The 16406-nt window shown below is 69.3% G+C and carries 13 protein-coding genes, 1 tRNA gene and 1 pseudogene; 10 read left to right on the top strand and 5 right to left on the bottom strand.

Annotation, left to right across the window (positions count from 1 at the left end; translation table 11 throughout):
• The 8 genes from AC0699_RS10845 (at position 1) to AC0699_RS10810 (ending at position 8338) form a co-directional block, all read left to right on the top strand.
• Positions 1 to 2121 carry a hypothetical protein gene (locus tag AC0699_RS10845; RefSeq protein WP_478658275.1) on the top strand — a complete coding sequence of 707 codons (2121 nt, stop codon included), beginning with the start codon at positions 1 to 3 and terminating at the stop codon, positions 2119 to 2121.
• A gap of 210 nt (positions 2122 to 2331) precedes the next feature.
• Positions 2332 to 2523, top strand: a complete 192-nt coding sequence (locus AC0699_RS10840) for a hypothetical protein (RefSeq protein ID WP_478658274.1) — start codon at positions 2332 to 2334, stop codon at positions 2521 to 2523.
• Positions 2524 to 2543: 20 nt separating this feature from the next.
• Positions 2544 to 3047: a hypothetical protein gene (locus AC0699_RS10835; protein WP_478658271.1), complete on the top strand. Its 504-nt coding sequence runs from the start codon at positions 2544 to 2546 to the stop codon at positions 3045 to 3047.
• 12 nt (positions 3048 to 3059) lie between these two features.
• The gene (locus AC0699_RS10830) at positions 3060 to 3563 is read left to right on the top strand and encodes a hypothetical protein (protein ID WP_478658269.1); all 504 of its coding nucleotides are present in this window, start codon (positions 3060 to 3062) and stop codon (positions 3561 to 3563) included.
• An 89-nt stretch (positions 3564 to 3652) separates the two neighbouring features.
• Positions 3653 to 4507, top strand: coding sequence for a bifunctional DNA primase/polymerase (locus tag AC0699_RS10825; protein WP_478658266.1), 855 nt, complete (start codon positions 3653 to 3655; stop codon positions 4505 to 4507).
• Positions 4508 to 4509: 2 nt separating this feature from the next.
• On the top strand, positions 4510 to 5985 hold the full coding sequence (locus tag AC0699_RS10820; protein WP_478658264.1) for an ATP-binding protein: 1476 nt from the start codon (positions 4510 to 4512) through the stop codon (positions 5983 to 5985).
• 454 nt (positions 5986 to 6439) lie between these two features.
• On the top strand, positions 6440 to 6772 hold the full coding sequence (locus AC0699_RS10815) for a helix-turn-helix domain-containing protein (protein WP_478658261.1): 333 nt from the start codon (positions 6440 to 6442) through the stop codon (positions 6770 to 6772).
• A 57-nt stretch (positions 6773 to 6829) separates the two neighbouring features.
• The gene (locus tag AC0699_RS10810) at positions 6830 to 8338 is read left to right on the top strand and encodes a tyrosine-type recombinase/integrase (RefSeq protein ID WP_478658259.1); all 1509 of its coding nucleotides are present in this window, start codon (positions 6830 to 6832) and stop codon (positions 8336 to 8338) included.
• A 120-nt stretch (positions 8339 to 8458) separates the two neighbouring features.
• On the opposite strand, the gene AC0699_RS10805 is transcribed toward AC0699_RS10810, so the two are convergent.
• The 4 genes from AC0699_RS10805 to mptB all read right to left on the bottom strand — a co-directional run bounded on the left by AC0699_RS10805 (position 8459) and on the right by mptB (position 12277).
• Positions 8459 to 8532, bottom strand: a tRNA-Pro gene (locus AC0699_RS10805).
• 108 nt (positions 8533 to 8640) lie between these two features.
• A complete protein-coding gene (locus AC0699_RS10800) occupies positions 8641 to 9582 on the bottom strand; it encodes a metallophosphoesterase (RefSeq protein WP_478658257.1) in 942 nt (313 codons plus the stop codon).
• Positions 9465 to 10814: a glycosyltransferase 87 family protein gene (locus AC0699_RS10795; RefSeq protein WP_478658255.1), complete on the bottom strand. Its 1350-nt coding sequence runs from the start codon at positions 10812 to 10814 to the stop codon at positions 9465 to 9467. The genes AC0699_RS10800 and AC0699_RS10795 overlap by 118 nt, the downstream gene beginning before the upstream one ends.
• A complete protein-coding gene (gene mptB / locus AC0699_RS10790) occupies positions 10811 to 12277 on the bottom strand; it encodes a polyprenol phosphomannose-dependent alpha 1,6 mannosyltransferase MptB (RefSeq protein WP_478658569.1) in 1467 nt (488 codons plus the stop codon). The genes AC0699_RS10795 and mptB overlap by 4 nt, the downstream gene beginning before the upstream one ends.
• 329 nt (positions 12278 to 12606) lie before the next feature.
• On the opposite strand from mptB, the pseudogene AC0699_RS10785 reads away from it, so the two are divergent.
• Positions 12607 to 13089 (top strand): annotated as a pseudogene (locus tag AC0699_RS10785) (VapA/VapB family virulence-associated protein); the annotation flags it as partial.
• Between the two features lie 470 nt (positions 13090 to 13559).
• Positions 13560 to 14024, top strand: a complete 465-nt coding sequence (locus AC0699_RS10780) for a GatB/YqeY domain-containing protein (RefSeq protein ID WP_478658253.1) — start codon at positions 13560 to 13562, stop codon at positions 14022 to 14024.
• Between the two features lie 90 nt (positions 14025 to 14114).
• Here AC0699_RS10780 and AC0699_RS10775 read toward each other — a convergent pair whose 3' ends face one another.
• Positions 14115 to 16349: a transglycosylase domain-containing protein gene (locus tag AC0699_RS10775; RefSeq protein ID WP_478658252.1), complete on the bottom strand. Its 2235-nt coding sequence runs from the start codon at positions 16347 to 16349 to the stop codon at positions 14115 to 14117.
• Positions 16350 to 16406: the final 57 nt, after the last annotated feature.

Below are 16406 nucleotides of genomic sequence, written 5' to 3'. Positions count from 1 at the left end.
ATGAGTGCCACCACTGCCGCGAACAAGAAGAGGAAGCAGGCGGACAGTGGCCCGGTGCTGGACTGGAGCGCCGGTCACGGACCCGTGACCGGCGCTCTGTCCGCGACCACCGGAGCCCTGGCCATCGCCACCACCGGCGCCGCCACCGGCATGCCCCCCATGTGGGCGCTCGCTGTCGGCGGCGCCGGAGCCCTCGGCCACACCGTCGCCGGACTCAAGGTCCGCAATGCGGGCCGCACGCTCGCCTTCAAGGCCGCATCGTGGCTGGTCGGCGCCGGGTGGACCACCTGGGCCATGACCACCGGACCCCTCTCGTGGGCGGCCCTCGGCTCGCTCGCCACGATCGGCGTCGGCATGGGTGCCGGTGCCCATTCCGTCGCCCTGTACGAAGAGGCCCGCGAGGAGGAGGCCCTGGCCGCCGAGCGGCGCCAGGTCGCGCAGGAGCTGAGCGCGGAGCGGCGCCAGATCGCCGCGGAGTGGGTTGAGCGGATCCGCCGGATCTGCAACATCACCGTGCGCGTGCTGGCGGTGGAGATGTGGGAGACCGGCAACGGCTACTCCCTCGATCTCGAACCGCAGGGCGGCATCACCTACGACCGCATCGCCCAGCACTCCGCGGCCCTGTCCGCCGATGCGAAGTTGCCGCACGGCTGCACCGCCGCGGTCGGCCCCGGCGCCCACCAGGGCCGGGCGATTGTGGACGTCACCACCCGCAACGTCCTGTCCGAAGCCCGCACCTACCCCGAGGACTACACGCCGCTGTCGATCCTGACCGGCATCCCCTGGGGGTTCCGCACCAACGGGGACGAAGTCCGCGCCTACCTGCGCGAACAGTGCGCCCTGGTCGTCGGGCCGACCGGATCGGGCAAGACGAACTTGCTGCACGGCATCATCGGGGGATGCTCTCGCACCACCGACATGCTGACCTGGGTCATCGACCTGAACGCCGGATCCGCCGGACTGCCCTGGGTTCGCCCCGCGCTCGCGGGTGAGCTGAGGCAGGCCGATGGCTCCCCGGTGCGGCCCGGTATCGACTGGCTCGCCGGCACCTACGAGGAGGCCCTGAAGCTGCTCGATGCGGCGATCGCTATCGGCCTGGCCCGCAAGCGCGGCTACCAGGACCTGCTGGCCAAGCATGACACCGACCTGTTGCCGGTGAGCGCGAAGATTCCGCAGATCATGCTGGTCATCGACGAGGGCGCGGAGATCCTGGTCTCCACTGACCGGCGGATGAAGGAACTCGCCAAGCGCATCTTGGAGTTCATCCGCATGCACCGCTCGATGGGAGGACGCACGATCATCACCGCGCTCGGAGCAACGGGCAGCGTGCTGGGCAACCTGATGATCCGCCGTGAAGCCAAGGTCCGCGTTGCGCTGACCGGCGGCGAGACCGAGGGCATGGACCTGTCGAAGATGTTTCCCGGACGCCGGGGACTGCGGGTGGATCAGGCGCCGTTCAAGGGCGCCGGGTTCATGGGCACCCCCGAATCCCCCGGGGCGCTGTTCAAGGCATGGCGGATCAAGCCCTCCCAGATCCGCGACATCACCATCGCCACCAGCGACCGGCACCCGCGCCTGGACACGGTGTCCGCGAACGCGGCCGGTGCGGACTACGCGCGCCGGTGGGACGCGGAGCGCACCGCGTGGATGCGCGACCTCACCCCAGACGCACCCGGCACCGAACAGTCCGCACCCGGTGCCGGGGGTGGGCTGAACCTGTCCGCCCACCGCACCAACCGGGCTGGGAAGGCGGGCGGGGAGGATGACCTGCTGCGTCGGTTTCGTGAGGAGATCGACGCCCAGTTCGCTACCGCCCCCGACCCCGACACCCCGCCGCCCGCGTCCTCGGGGCTGAACTTGTCCGCGTTGCGCAAGGAGCCGGAGCAGGACAGTCCCGCGCAGCGGGCCGCGCTCGCCGCGCTGCTCGCGGCCGGGCCGGACGGCACCGGGGCATCCGCGATCGCCCGCGCGCTCGCCGACGAGTACGGCACGACCCGGCAGACGGTCGTGGGATGGCTCAAGGCGTGGGCCGACGAGGGCACCGCGGTGCGGGTCGGGGAGGGCACCAAAGCCCGCTACGTCCACCGCGACCACACGCCCGAATCGCCCCCGGGCGAGTAGCGCTTGTCGCCTGTCGTCCGCCCCACGCGAACACCCGTCCTCGGGGTGCGTGGGGGTCTCAAACGGCTTGTGACCTGCGAGGCGACAAGCGACAAGACAAGCAAGGCGACAAGACAAGCGACAAGCCGCACGACAAGTCAGACGACAAGCCATCGGCGGGGAGCACCCGGGTTCGGGTGCTGCCCGCCGGCCGTTGCTGGGAGGCCGTTCGTGATCGTCACCCTGTCCGCCGTCGCCCTCTTCGGGCTCCTCACCTTCGTCCTCATCCGCTCCCGCCACGTCGGCGCGGGCGCCGCGCTCGCGGTGTTCCTCTTCGGGTTCTTCACCGCCGACACCGGAGCCTCCACCGCCATCCGCGCCGCCATACAGGCCCTCATCAACGCCGCATCCAACATCACCTAACCCCGAAGGGAGGCACGGCCGTGAGCGAGACCAACACCCCGGCCAACTGGTGGCCGCGCATGAGCGACGCCGAGGCCAACGCCGAAGCCCGCCGCATCATCGACAACGTCTACCGCCCCGCCCCGCCCCCGGCGCCCATACCGACGTCCTACCGCGACACCACCGAGCCGCCGACCGTCGGGGACGCGCAGCCTGTCTGGCAGAACGACCGCCGGATCGTGCCCGCCTGGGCCGCAGGAACCGCGGTCGCCTCCCTCGGCATCGGCGCCGGCACCACCGGCGTCGGCTGCGGCGTCTGGCTCGTGCTGAAGGGATTCGCCTCGATGAGCGTCACCGGCGTCGTCTGCATGGGCGTCCTCCTCTCCGGCATCGCCTTCGCCGCGCTCTCGATCGGCGCCGCGTTCTCCCGCGCCAAGCGCAGCGTCTCCAAGGCGGTCTACACCGGGCCGGTCACCAAGAACACCCACGTGACCACCCACACCCGCGGGACCTTCTCCCGCTCCCACACCCACCTGCACAACTGACCAGGAGGCAGCATGACGACCACCACCGCCGAACCCGCCCAGCTCACCCGCGAGGCGGCTGAAGCCATCCGCGAGTTCAACCACCGCACCCTTGCCCGTCCTGGGACTCCGGGGCTGACGTACCCGGGAGAGGCATACGACGCCATCGCGGCGCTGAAGACCCTGGCCCAGCGGCTCCCGCAGGCCATCGAGCAGATCGGCACCGCGCTCGATGTCCTGACCACCATCGGGCACCTGGGATCCGCCGACGGGGAGGACCCGGCTCGGCACGTCGCCTCCACCCAGAACTTCCTGATCACGGCCATGGAAAACGCCGGCGGCCTCGCCCAATGCCTGGATCTCGCGCACAGCGCCATCAGCCCGCTCACCTACAGCGGTCCCGAGAGCGGGCCGGAGGAGGAGCCGTGCGGGGAGGGCATGTGCCAGTGCTCCTGCATCGGCGCCCTGCATCCGTGCGGCTGCGACTGCCCGCACGACGATGACTGCGACTTCTGCGACGCCCGCGATCACTACTAGGTACGCCAAGGGCGGCCCCCGCATCTCGCCAAAGAACCGGGGCCGCCCTTGTCCACCTGCCATCAACAGACCTGTGGAGGTCTCCCAGCATGACCCAACCGACCGACATCCGGGGAGAGCACCTGCGTACCGCACTGACCCTGGCAGCCTCCGGGGTGCCCGTGCTGCCGCTGAGGAAGGGCAAGGTGCCCTTCGCCAACTGCCTCGCCTGCTTGTACACCGCGTGCGGCGGGCGCCCCCACATGAAGACCCCCGGCCCCTGCACCTGCCCCGGACCCTGCCACGGCTGGGCCGCCGCCACCACCGATCCCGAGACCCTCACCTCCACGGAATGGGCCCGTGCCTGGCGTGGCGCGGCGGCGGTCGCCTACCACCCCGGCGGCGCCGGCCTCACCGTGGTGGACCTGGACAACGCCAACGCCATCGCGTGGGCCCGCAAGACTCTTCCCACCACACAGACCGTGCCCACCACCCGCGGTGAGCACTGGCTCTACCGCGGGGCTATGACCTCCGTCAACGGCGTGCGGCCCGGCGTGGACATCAAGTCCACGATGTCCTACGCCCGGTGGCTCGGGTTCGGGACCGGCACCATGACCGCCCTGCCCGATGTCGTGCGCGCGCTCACTGTGGCCAAGCCCGCGTCTCCCGCGTGCCTGGCCGTCAAGGTTCCCGCGCCGGCCGGGGGCGGGGAGTGCCGCCACCGCACGCCCGCCTTCCTGGAGCGCGGCATCGCCATGGCGGAGCAGCGCATCACCGAGGCCACCAGCGGCGTGCACAACGCCGTGTACCGAACGTTCCTGGCGGTGCTCTCGACTCACGGCCGGTGCAGTTGCCTCACGGAGGACCACGTCGCGCGCCTGTTCACCGCTGCTCAGGCGAAGGGCGAGAGTGCCCGGCACTGCGCCGACGCCTGGACCAATGCCCGCGCCCGGTTGGGACTTTGACCATGGAGGACGACGAGAAGAATCCGGCGCGGAAGGTCATCGCCGACTACGCGCAAGAGCGCTTCCGCTACTTCCGCACCGCGGATGGAACCGTCTACGCCCAGCGCAAAGGCCACCCCGTGGCCCGCCCGATCCGCTCCCAGGGCACGACCGGAAGCCACCGGCAGGAACTCATGGTCGGCCTGTTCCGTGACGGACTCGGCGTGTTCAACGGCACCGCGATGAAGGAGGCACTCGACTTGATCGAAGCACTCGCACTGACGGAGCAGGTACAGCCCATCCACATCCGCGTCGCGCCCGGCTTCGACGGGGCAACGTGGCTCGACCTGGGCCGCACCGACGGACAGTCCGTCCGCATCCACCCCACCGGATGGGACATCGCCATTCCCGATCCGCGCGAGGTGTGCTGGCGGCGCACGCAGCTCACCGGGGAACTGCCCCTGCCCGCCAAAGACACCAACGGCAAGGGCATCGACCTGCTGTTCAGGCTCTGCAACTTCGCCACCGCGGAGACCGAATGCCTGGCCATGGCCTGGCTGATCGGCTGCCTGGAACCCTCCGTGCCCGTCCCCGCTCCCTTCCTGACCGGCCCGCAAGGGGCAGGAAAGTCCACCGGTGGGCGGATGCTCATCAGGATCATCGAAGGCATGAGCAGTGACCTTCGCCGCGCCCCGAAAGACGAGGACAACCTGATCGCGGCGGTCGCGGCGGGATGGGTCACCGCGCTGGACAACCTCTCCCACATGACCCCGGACCTGTCCGACGCCATGTGCTGCATCGTCACCGGAGCCGAGAGCGTTAAGCGCGCCCTGTTCACCGACGGAGACGTCTTCCGCGCCCGCTACCGCCGCCCCCTGCTCCTGACCGGCATCGACGTCGGAGTCATCCGCCCCGACCTCGCCGAACGGCTCCTGCCGCTCCGGCTTGAACGGCCGAAGGTGCGGCGCACCGAAGCGGAGCTGTGGGCGGAGTACGCGGACGTCCTGCCCATCGTGCTCGGCTCCCTGCTGGACCTGACCGTCAAGGTCCGTGCTGCCACCGCCGAGACGCCGACGGACCTGCGCATGGCGGACTTCGCCCACCTGTGCGCGCAGCTCGACGCAGCAACCGGTCTCGGCGCGCTGGCGGCCTATCGTGCCGGGCTGGACGACCTGAACGACGACGTGATCGAGGGGGATCTGCTCGCGCAGACCGTGCTGCAGTACGCGGCCGGCATGCAGGCCGGGGCGCAGGAGCGGATGACGTCCGCGGAGTGGCTGCACCGCCTCACCAGTCTGTACAGCGGCGAGGACTGCCGGCCCCTGCCCAAGGGGTGGCCGACCACCGGCAAGGTGCTCTCCGACCGGCTCAAGCGCCTCCAGCCCACCCTCGCCGCCCGCGGCCTCGTCGTCGACTGGGGGCGCACCCGCGAGGCCCGCTACATCGAGCTCTCCGATCCTGTGGGAGCGCCCGAGCCTCAGCAGGAAGCCGCGTTCTGAACCAAGGTCACCGCACAACAGCAAGAAGAGCACCCGGCCCAACGCGCCAGGCGTGCTCCTCTTGCTGTTCGGTGCGCAGCACCGCCCCAAGGACGCGCCGCGCAGCGGCTCCTTCTTCACGTCCTGAGCCACGCACAACAACAGACACCACCCCTCCCTTTTTCCTACGTAGGGGAACGCTGCGTCACCTGCGTCACACGCGCCGGAAACCGGCCCCTGACCTGCCGGAACAGGCGTGACGCAGAACCGGCCCGCCTGCGTCATCCTGCGTCACCTGCGTCACGCCGTGACGCACACAGCCACCCCAGTGACGCACGCCCTCCCGCTCTCCGTCACCGATAACCGCAGGTCAGGAGCGTGAATGACGCTGGTGACGCGGTGACGCAGAAATTCGAACCTCGGACAGGTCCGGGTTCTGAGAAGACCCGAAGTGAACTCCAGAGGAGACGCGAAAGTGAGTCAGAAGATCACTGGCCTGCCTCAGCTCCACTCCGCTGCGGATGTCGCCCAAGCCCTTGGCTGCTCCGAGTGGTGGGTGAAGGAGCAGGCGCGCCGGGGACGCATCCCCTTTACGAAGCCCGCCGGCAGCTACCGGTTCACGGCCGAGCACTTCGCAGAGATCATGCGCATCTTCGAGAGCCGTCCCGCCCAGACCAATAGCGCCGCTGCCCCAGCCGCACCTGCACCGCGTCGTCGGGCGGCCACAACGCCGGTGCCCGTCGCCTCCCTGAAGGCAAGGACACCGCGCAGGGCGCGACACAGCCAATCGCAGTCCAGCGCAGCCTGATCCCGTGTGCCGCCCGGTGGTCCACCGGGCGGCACACCCGTCTATGAGGAGACCAAGTTGGGTTATGCCGAGAACCTCGGCAGCTACTGGCGCGGCCGGTACAAGCTCGCGCCCGGCAAGTACGCAACGGTCCGCGATGCAGATGGTGATGCCATCCGCTTCCGGACCAAGGCTGCCGCTAAGAAGGCGGCGGATGCCGAAGAGGCGAAGCTGCTGGCGGGAACGAAGAAGGCGCCTCCGGAGCGGATCACTTTCGGTACCTACGTGAGCCGCTGGTACGCCGCGCAGGACTTGGCGGCGTCCACCATGCAGAACTACCGGCGGCACATCGAAGAGCATCTGCTCCCTGCATTCGAGGACTTCGCCATCGCCGACATCCTGAACACCGACATTGCTGCGTGGGAGAAGCGCGAACGCGCCGTGCCCTACGCGGCTGCCAGCGTCAAGACATGGCGAGCGACGCTGCACCTGATCCTTGCCGATGCCGTCGACGAGGGGCTGCGCGATTCCAACCCGGCAACCAAGCGGCGCGGAAGGGGAAAACGCGCCGGTCGCTCACGCAACCGTGGCCCGGAGAAGGCGGTCACGACGGCAATCGGGATTCTGATGCTCGCGGAGCGGATGGCGCTGCTGTCCGGCCGCGACGATGAGTTCGTTGGCTGCATCGTCAAGGGCTACACAGGCATGCGCTGGGGTGAAGTCGTGGGCCTTGAGACCGAGTTCGTCCGGCCGAAGAGCATTCGCGTGGAGTGGCAGCTCTACGAGCTGGATACCGGTGAACTGCACCGCTGCCCGCCCAAGGATGACTCCTACCGGGACATCGATACGCCGGATTTCCTTGCCTCGCTTCTTGCAGGCCACATTGCCCAGACGAAGCCGAAGCCGTGTGAGTGCCACGGACTGGCCTACGTCTTCCGCAGTCACGGCACCGCAAACGGTTCTGTCACCCGTCCGGGAGCGAAGGTCGCTGACGTGGCTCGCCGTGCCGGCGTCTCGACCGGCACCGTTTCCAACGTCCTCAACCGCCCAGACGCTGTGGCGGAGCCGACGCGGCTAAAGGTGCTGGAGGCCGTGACCGATCTCGGGTACGTCCGTAACGCGGGATCGGGGGAGTTGGCCGCACATTGGCGACGCTCCGGATTCGCCACCTGGCTTTTTCGGCCGGCTGCCACGGGGCGGTACCCCGGGCGCGGCAATCAGGAGGAGCACCCGGTGCCCGTGGTCGCTGAGCCGTGGCCCGGGATTCCGGCCCGCGGGCGAGGAGCCTCCAAGCGGGCTGAGGCGTGCTGGGTGCCGATCGCTCCGGGGCTGACACCGCACGGGCTGCGCCATACGCACAAGACCCTTATGAGAGAAGTGGGAACTCCGCCGAAGCTCATGGACGAACGCATGGGCCACGAGGACGGTTCCGTGCAGTCCCGCTATGACCACATCACGTCCGGGATGCGGCAGACGCTGATGATCGCGCTCACCGGGATGTGGGAGGAAGCGCTGGACGCACGCCGGGCAATGAGCCCCGGCTCGCCCGTGGCTGCCCTCGACGCGTTACTGAAGGCTCGCCGGTAGGGCACTGGTCTGGAGACGGAATTCCAAGATCTTCTCCAGGATTTCTCCAGAGAGCCTCTGGAGAACAAGTCAGGCCCGGTGCTGATCTCTCAGCACCGGGCCTGACCTGGTGTTTCACTGTCGGGGTGGCGGGATTTGAACCCACGACCTCTTCGTCCCGAACGAAGCGCGCTGCCAAGCTGCGCTACACCCCGATGTCGCTCGCTCTCGCGGCGACGTCGTTTACTTTAGCCCACCCGCGCCCGGAGACGAAATCCGGTTTTTCGGGGGCCTCACCAGGGCCGACCGCGATCGGCCCCTGTTCAGCCGCGCGCGGTCAGGGTCAGCAGTGTCGCCTCCGGTGGGCAGGCGAATCGTACCGGGGTGTAGCGGCTGGTGCCGCAGCCCGCCGAGACGTGGAGGTAGGAGAGCTGGTCCGCCACCTCGTGGGTGGAGAGGCCCTTCACGCGGTCCGTGTCGAGGTCGCAGTTGGTGACCAGGGCGCCGTAGAAGGGGATGCACAGCTGGCCGCCGTGGGTGTGGCCCGCCAGGATCAGGGGGTAGCCCTCGGTGGTGAAGGCGTCGAGGGAGCGCAGGTAGGGGGCGTGGACGACGGCGAGGGAGAAGTCGGCGTCCGGTTCCGGGCCGCCGGCGACCGATTCGTAGCGGTCACGCTTGATGTGGGGGTCGTCCAGGCCGGTGAAGGCCAGCTCCAGGCCGCCCTCGAGCTTGAGCCGGCCGCGGGCGTTGTTGAGGCCGACCCAGCCCGCCGCGTCGAAGGCGTCCCGGATGTCCTCCCACGGGTTGTGGACGACGCCGACCGCCGGGGCGTTGCCGTTGAGGCCGTGGCGGCCCTGGACCCTCTCGAGCAGGTAGCGGGCCGGGTTGCGCAGCGTCGGGCCGTAGTAGTCGTTGGAGCCGAAGACATAGACGCCGGGCAGGTCCATCAGGGGACCCAGGGCGTCGAGCACCTCGGGGACGCCGTTCGGATCAGACAGGTTGTCGCCGGTGTTCACGACGAAGTCGGGGCGCAGGCCCGCCAGGGACTGGAGCCAGGCGCGCTTCTTGCGCTGTCCGCTCACCATGTGGATGTCGGAGACCTGGAGTACGCGCAGCGGGCGCATCCCGCGCGGCAGGACGGGTACCGTCACCCGCCTGAGCCGGAAGGAACGGGCTTCGAACCCGGCGGCGTAGGCGATGCCGGCTGCGCCGGCTGCCGCGATGCCGGCACCGATTTTGAGGGGGATCCCGTGGCGTGCGCGCATGCGCCCATCGTTGCAGACGGGTCGCCGCCGTCGTACGGCCCGTCCCCGCGCGCTGCCCGGCCGAGCGGAAGCAGGAGCAGCAGGATCAGCGATATCCAGACGTACGCGTTGCTGCCGAAGAAACCGGGCACGCCGCCGTCGTTCCAGCGCCACAGCCAGACCATGCTGCTGCACAGGATGGCGTAGCTCGCCAGAGCCCAGGTCAGCAGCCGGCGGCGGCGGGGCCCGCCCGGGGCCGCGCGCAGTCCCGCGTCGGTGAGGACGGCCAGGGCGGGGATGAGCCAGACCAGGTGGTGCACCCAGGTGACGGGGCTCACCAGGCAGGCGGCGATGCCGGTGAGGGCGAAGCCGGCCAGCTCGTCGCCGGCGGCGACGGCCTGCCGGGCACGACGGGCCCACAGCCACAGCAGGAGCAGTACGCCGATGGCCCAGACCGCCCGGCTGGGCTCGGCGATGGGCTCGGTGAGCCGGGCCAGCATGCCCTGCCAGGACTGGTTGGAGACATAGGCGAGTGAGCCGACGCGGTCGGTGTTCCACATCGCCTCGGTCCAGTACGTACGCGACGCGGTCGGCGCGACCCACGCGGCCAGCGCGGTGGCCCCGCCCGCGACCGCCGTGGCCACACCGGCCGCCCGGTACCGCCGGGTGACCAGGAGATAGCAGATGAAGATCGCCGGAGTGAGCTTGATCGCGGCGGCGAGTCCGATGCCGACTCCGGCCAGCCGGCCGAGCGCGGGGAAGCGTTCCCGCCCGGCCGTCAGCAGCCAGCAGTCGGCCAGGACCAGCGCCAGCAGAAGCAGATTGACCTGGCCGAAGCTGACCGTGTCGCGGACCGGTTCCAGCAGGGCGAACGCGCAGGCCGCCACGGAGTAGGCGAACCACCGGTGACGGCTCTCCCGGCGGATCGTCGCGTCGGCGCAGACATAGAGGATGAGGGCGCCCGCCGCGAGGTTCATCAGCTGGCTGATCGCCAGGGCGCCGTCCCAGCCGACCAGGGTCATCGGCAGCATGCACAGGGCCGCGAAGGGCGGGTACGTGAAGCCGTAGTGCGTGCCCGGCTTGAGGTAGTCGTAGATCGGCCCGCCGCCGATCCAGTGGTCGACGGCTCCGTAATAGACGTGGAGGTCGAACCAGTTCCGGTGGAAGGGCACGGTCGCCAGGAAGAACGTGACCACGGCCGACATGGCCAGGGCGACGAGGACGCGGCTGCGGGTGGTCGTGGGGAGCCTCATGCCGTGCTGCCCAGCGGATGCGTATCGCGTGTCGGGCCGTCGCCCGGCGTGTTCAGCGGAGCTTTCCTGGCTGCCCGCACCGTCAGCTTGTATGCGCACCACAGCGCCGCTACCCCCAGAGTGCTTCCACCAACCGCGATCAGAAGCTGATTATTGTCCGGTGCGAAGCCGCTGGGCAGTACCGCGAGGGCAAGAATGCCACTCGCCACCGCCGCGGCCCGTCGCAGGCGCACCGAGCCGGTGGGCGCCGCGGCGGCTATCAGGAACAGTCCCCACAGTACGTACCACGGGCGGATCGCCGGCCCCAGAAGGGCGATGGCCATCAGGCTGAGTCCCAGCGCGTAGACCGGGCGGCGCAGATGGTGCCGCTTCCAGAACGCGAGCACGGCGAGCGCGGTGGCGGCGAGACCGGCCAGGTGCCAGGCGGGCACCGCGAATTCGGCGAGGCCGCTGCCCGCGCCGGTCAGTACGGCCCCGGTCATCCTGCCGAGCGAGGAGGTCAGCGACCAGTTCTGCGGTGAGACGGGCGTGTCGAGGGCGGCGATCCAGCCGTAGCCGGTGCCGGTCAGGGCGGTCGTCGCGGCGGTGGTTGCGGCGGAGGTGCCGCCGACGGCCAGGAGGGCCCGGAGCCGCGGGTACCGGCCGTCCAGCCGTCGGGCCCAGAGCAGGGCGACGGCGAGCAGACCCAGCGCGGCCGGGGCCTTCACCAGCGCGGCGAGGGTGACGAGTACGGCGCCGACGACCGGCCAGCGGCCGAGTGCCGCGACCAGGCCCGCGCCCATCAGGCCCAGCATGACGGCGTCGTTGTGGGCGCCGCCCACGAGGTGCAGCAGCAGGAGCGGGTTCAGCGCGCCGAGCCAGAGCGCGGTGCGCGGGTCGGCGCCGCAGTGCCGCGCGAGCGCAGGCAGACAGAGCACCATCAGCGCCACCCCGAGAAGGGCCACCAGTCGCATGGCGAGGACGCCGGTGGACACCTCGGTGCGGGCGAACCCGGCTATCGCGGCGGCGCAGCCGAGGAAGACGGGGCCGTACGGGGTCGGGGTGTGCTGCCAGATCGGTGCGACCTCGGCGGTCAGGGGGCCGCCGAGCCGGGACGGGCCGTGCGTGTACACATCGATCTGCGCGTCGACCATCGCTCCCTGCGCGAGATAGCTGTACACGTCCCGGCTGAACAGCGGTGGCGCGACGAACAGCGGCGCCGCCCACAGGGCGAGGGTGAGCAGCAGGGTGCGGGGGGACGGCGGCTCGGGCCCGCGAACCGCCCGTCCGAGCAGCGCCCAGGCGGCGATCAGCAGCACCAGCCCGAAGTACGCCGCGGCCAGACCCAGCGCGGCGGGCCCCGACTGCGGCGCGAGCACCTCCCGTACGGGGACGGCGCCGACGGCCACGCCGCCCGCCGCCAGAGCCGCCGAGCCGGTCAGCCCCAGCAACTGGCAGCGGCGTGTGTCGACGGGGAGGCGGATGTCGGGCATGCGGGCAGCCTGTCAACGGCCGGTGGCCAGGAACCGACGCCCGCCCCACCCGGGAACGGCCACGATGTGTCCGTCGGCTTACGGGCGGAGGGCGGGCGGGGGATCGCCCCGGGCAGCGTGCGAGGTCATGCCGCTGCCGGCCGCAGGCGATCACTCCTTGGCGGCAGGCCCACACACGGCACATGGCTTTTGCGTCTGGAATACCGCAGCGGTTACGAGCCGTCGTAAACGTGCATCACAACGTGCATCACCCGTTTGGTCTAGCGTGCCGCGCATGGCGATGATCAACGACTTAGTTTTGAAAAAGTGCCTCCGCAGCGGCGGCACTCATCCCGAAAAAGCATCAGGAGGGCAAAATGACGGAGCAAAAGACACAGAGGGCAGTGAGCCCCGACATTATTGCCAATGATTTCGCGACCTCCATGCACGGCATTATGGAGCAGCGCGAGATCGACGCCGCCGTGGAGGCTCTGCTGTCCCTCGCGACGAGGTACCCCGCAACGGGCAAGGTCGCCAGCGCCATCTTCTACACACGATGGGGCGTCACCGTCAAGAACGGGAAAACCTTCACCGGCAACGCAGGCGGTATAGGCAGCGCCGGTGGCGGCGCCCTGTTTGGCGACGTCTACACGGACGACATAAACGCGCTTTACCGCGACACCGTCTCCTTCCAGTACAACGCCACCGCGTTGTACGTGAACGTCAACTTCTTCAACAAGGATCATAAACTCCTGGGTCACTTCGAAGCCGGGGCTGTCTCCACCGTCCTGGGAACCGGAGGAGGAAAGGGCAGCTGGGCCTGACCTGGTCCCGTCCTCTTTCCTTCGCCACTTCGAGCTGATCTCGTGGCGAAGGAAAGAGGACGGTTCGGCATCGCAGACCGACCGAATCCTGGGGGCCGGCGTTTCCATCGAGAAGAGCGAAGCCTTCTCCCAGAAAATTCGTGGGTACGTCCACGCGCTCCAGAAGCTTGATCGCGGCGTCACCGACAAACTCGTCCAGCGGCGCGGCGCTTGCTGCCCTGTAGCAGCGCTGGGAGTCCGAACGCCCTTGCCGGCAGATACGCTCTTGCCGGTCCACGCCCGTTCGTTCGTCGTCGTCGACGTGTGAGATCCGGCAGTAGATCGCTGCCGTTCCCCTGTCCAGTCGGTACGCCCGCGCCTGGCTCGCGGAGCCTCAGTCGTCCGAGCCAACGTGCGGAGCCGTGTCGAGTCGCCGCTGACCTGCGAAAACTCAATTGACCGGGTCCAGGTGAAAAGGCTATGAAGGAATCATGACCACGCTCAAGTCCAAGCTGCAGGAAGACCTCACCGAGGCGATCAGGGCACGAGACGAGCTGCGCTCCTCGACGCTCCGGCTGACCCTCTCCGCGATCACCAAGGAGGAGGTCGCGGGCAAGGAGGCGCGTGAGCTCTCCGACGACGAGGTGCAGAAGGTGATCGCCAAGGAGGCGAAGAAGCGGCGCGAGGCGGCCGAGGCCTTCGCCCAGGGCGGTCGCGCCGAGCAGGCCGACCGGGAGACGGCGGAGGGCGAGATCCTCGACGCCTACCTGCCGAAGCAGCTGACGGACGACGAGCTCAGCGGCATCGTGGCCCAGGCGGTCGAGGAGGCGAAGGCCGCCGGCGCCGAGGGGCCGCGCGCGATGGGCGCGGTCATGAAGATCGTGAACCCGAAGGTGGCGGGCCGCGCGGAGGGCGGCCGCGTAGCCGCGGCGGTCAAGAAGCTGCTCGCGGGCTGACGTTGGGCCCCCCGCCTCGTCGGCGGTCGCTCATCCGCATGACGAAGGGCCCCGGTGCCAAGCACCGGGGCCCTTCTCAGCGCACGCGCGTCAGCGCCGCGGCTGGCCGCTGCTCGTGCCCCCGCCCGTCCGACTGCGGGTATCGGTGCCGTCGATCAGGTCCGGGGGGAGGACGATGACGGGTGGCTTCTGGTCGCCGGGCTTGGCGGGCTTGCCCGGCTTACCGGGCCTGCCGTCGGGACCTTCCTCGTCCTTGTCCTTCTGCGGGTCCGGGATGTCGACCGTGTTGAAGCCGGGGGCCTCCTTGCCCTCCAGCGCACCCGACATCGCGTCCTTCCAGATCGGACCGGGGACCTGACCACCGAAGACCTTGTCGTGGTACTGCCCGCCGATGGTGATGTTCACCATCTGCACCTTCTGGCTGGCGCTGCCGACCCAGACCGCACCCGCCAGGTTCGGGGTGTAGCCGACGAACCAGGCGTTCCGCCGCTCGTCCGTCGTACCCGTCTTGCCCGCGTTGTCCCGGTCGGTCAGCCCGGCCTGCTGGCCGGTGCCGGAGTCGACCACACCGCGCAGCAGCGTGTTGACGGTGTCCGCGGTCCGCTCCGACATCACCTGGCCGCACTCGGACCGCGGCACCTTGAGGCTCTTGCCGTCGGCCGTCCTGATCGACTCGATCGCGGTCGGCGTGCAGTACGTACCGCGGTTCGCGAACGTCGCGTACGCGTTGGCCATCGTCAGCGGCGCGATACCGGTGGAGCCGAGGGTCAGCGGTGACGGCGACACGGGCAGCTTGGCGCCGTTGCCCTGCACCACACCCAGCTTGTCGGTCATCTCCACGACCGGGCAGAGCCCTATGTCCGCGATCATCTGCACGAAGTAGGTGTTGACCGACTTCGCCATCGCTTCCTTGAGGGCGTAGGGGCCGACCTCCTTCTCGTTCTCGTTCTCCAGTGAGAAGCCCTGGTTCCGCCACGGCTTGTCGGTGCAGGTCGAGATCGAGTCCGGGTACGGCATCTGGTACGGGGCCGGGTACGTCTGCGTCGGCGGCCTGCCCTGCTCGAGCGCGGCCGCGGCCACGAACGGCTTGAACGTCGAGCCCACCGGGAAGCCGAAGTTCGAGCCGCCCATCTTCTGGTTGACCGAGTAGTTGATCTGCGTCTCGTTCGTACCGAAGCCGTACGGCTTGGACTGGCCCATCGCGACGATCTTGCCGGTGCCCGGCTCGACCATCGTGACCGCCGCCGCGACCTTGTCGCCCTGGTAGACGTGATCCTTCAGGGAGTCCTGCGCCGACCGCTGCGCCTGCGGGTCCAGGGTCGTGCGGATCGTCAGGCCGCCCTGGTTCCAGATCTTCGCCCGGTCCTCCCTCGTCTTGCCGAAGACGGGGTCGGAGAGGAAGACCTCACGGACGTAGTCGCAGAAGAAGCCCGAGCCGTTGACGGCCGTGATGCAGCCGTTCTTCGGCTTGCTGACCTTCAGCTTGACCGGGGCCTCCTTGGCCTTGTCGGCCTCGGCCTGGGAGATGTCACCGATGTCGGCCATCCGCTGCAGCACGGTGTTGCGCCGCATGGTGGCTTCCTTCTCGTCGTTGACCGGGTCGTAGCGGCTCGGCGACTGGACGATGCCGGCGAGCATCGCCGCCTCCTCCAGCTTCAGGTTCTTCGCGGACTTGGAGAAGTAGCGCTTGGACGCCGCCTCGATGCCGTAGGCCTGCTGGCCGAAGAAGGTGATGTTGAGGTAGTTCTCGAGGATCTTCTTCTTCCCGAGCTCCTCCTCGACCTGGATCGCGTACTTGAGCTCGCGGACCTTGCGGCCGATGGTCTTCTGGTTGGCCTGGGCGACCTTGTCCGGGTCGTCACCGGCCTCCTCGACGAAGACGTTCTTGACGTACTGCTGGGTGAGGGTCGAGGCGCCCTGGGCGGCGCCGCCCTCCTGCGCGTTGCGGTTGACCGCGCGCAGCACGCCCTTGAGGTCGATCGCCCCGTGCTCGTAGAAGCGCGCGTCCTCGATCGCGACGATCGCCTTCTGCATGTACGGCGAGATGTCCTTGAGCGGGACGACCGTGCGGTCGCGCGAGTAGACCGTGGCGATCTGGCCGCCCTTGGAGTCCAGGATGGTCGTGCGCTGACTCAGCGGGGGAGTCTTGAGGTTGGCGGGGATCTCGTCGAACCCCTCGACCGTGCCCTTGGCCGCGAGCCCCAGCGCGCCGGCGGCGGGCAGGGCGATGCCTGCCAGCACCGCTCCGGAGAGCACACTGACACCGAGGAACTTGGCGGCCTGCTGGGTCCCGGTCAGACCTCCGCCCGAGCGCTTGTTTGCCATGGGGGCAGCCTACGTTCTCATTCGCCGGACACGCGTATAGGCCTTGGCCTAAGCTGC

This window comes from Streptomyces sp. NPDC043870, from assembly GCF_056435785.1.
Note: the sequence above shows the minus strand (reverse complement) of the source record. Positions and strands in the feature narration are given on the sequence as shown.

Excerpts from the sequence above, each read along its gene's own strand:
- AC0699_RS10780 (WP_478658253.1), top strand. The coding sequence starts at position 13,560 with ATGACCACGCTCAAGTCCAAGCTGCAGGAAGACCTCACCGAGGCGATC.
- AC0699_RS10830 (WP_478658269.1), top strand. The coding sequence starts at position 3,060 with ATGACGACCACCACCGCCGAACCCGCCCAGCTCACCCGCGAGGCGGCT.
- AC0699_RS10845 (WP_478658275.1), top strand. The coding sequence starts at position 1 with ATGAGTGCCACCACTGCCGCGAACAAGAAGAGGAAGCAGGCGGACAGT.
- AC0699_RS10775 (WP_478658252.1), bottom strand. The coding sequence starts at position 16,349 with ATGGCAAACAAGCGCTCGGGCGGAGGTCTGACCGGGACCCAGCAGGCC.
- AC0699_RS10800 (WP_478658257.1), bottom strand. The coding sequence starts at position 9,582 with ATGCGCGCACGCCACGGGATCCCCCTCAAAATCGGTGCCGGCATCGCG.
- AC0699_RS10825 (WP_478658266.1), top strand. The coding sequence starts at position 3,653 with ATGACCCAACCGACCGACATCCGGGGAGAGCACCTGCGTACCGCACTG.
- AC0699_RS10820 (WP_478658264.1), top strand. The coding sequence starts at position 4,510 with ATGGAGGACGACGAGAAGAATCCGGCGCGGAAGGTCATCGCCGACTAC.
- AC0699_RS10795 (WP_478658255.1), bottom strand. The coding sequence starts at position 10,814 with ATGAGGCTCCCCACGACCACCCGCAGCCGCGTCCTCGTCGCCCTGGCC.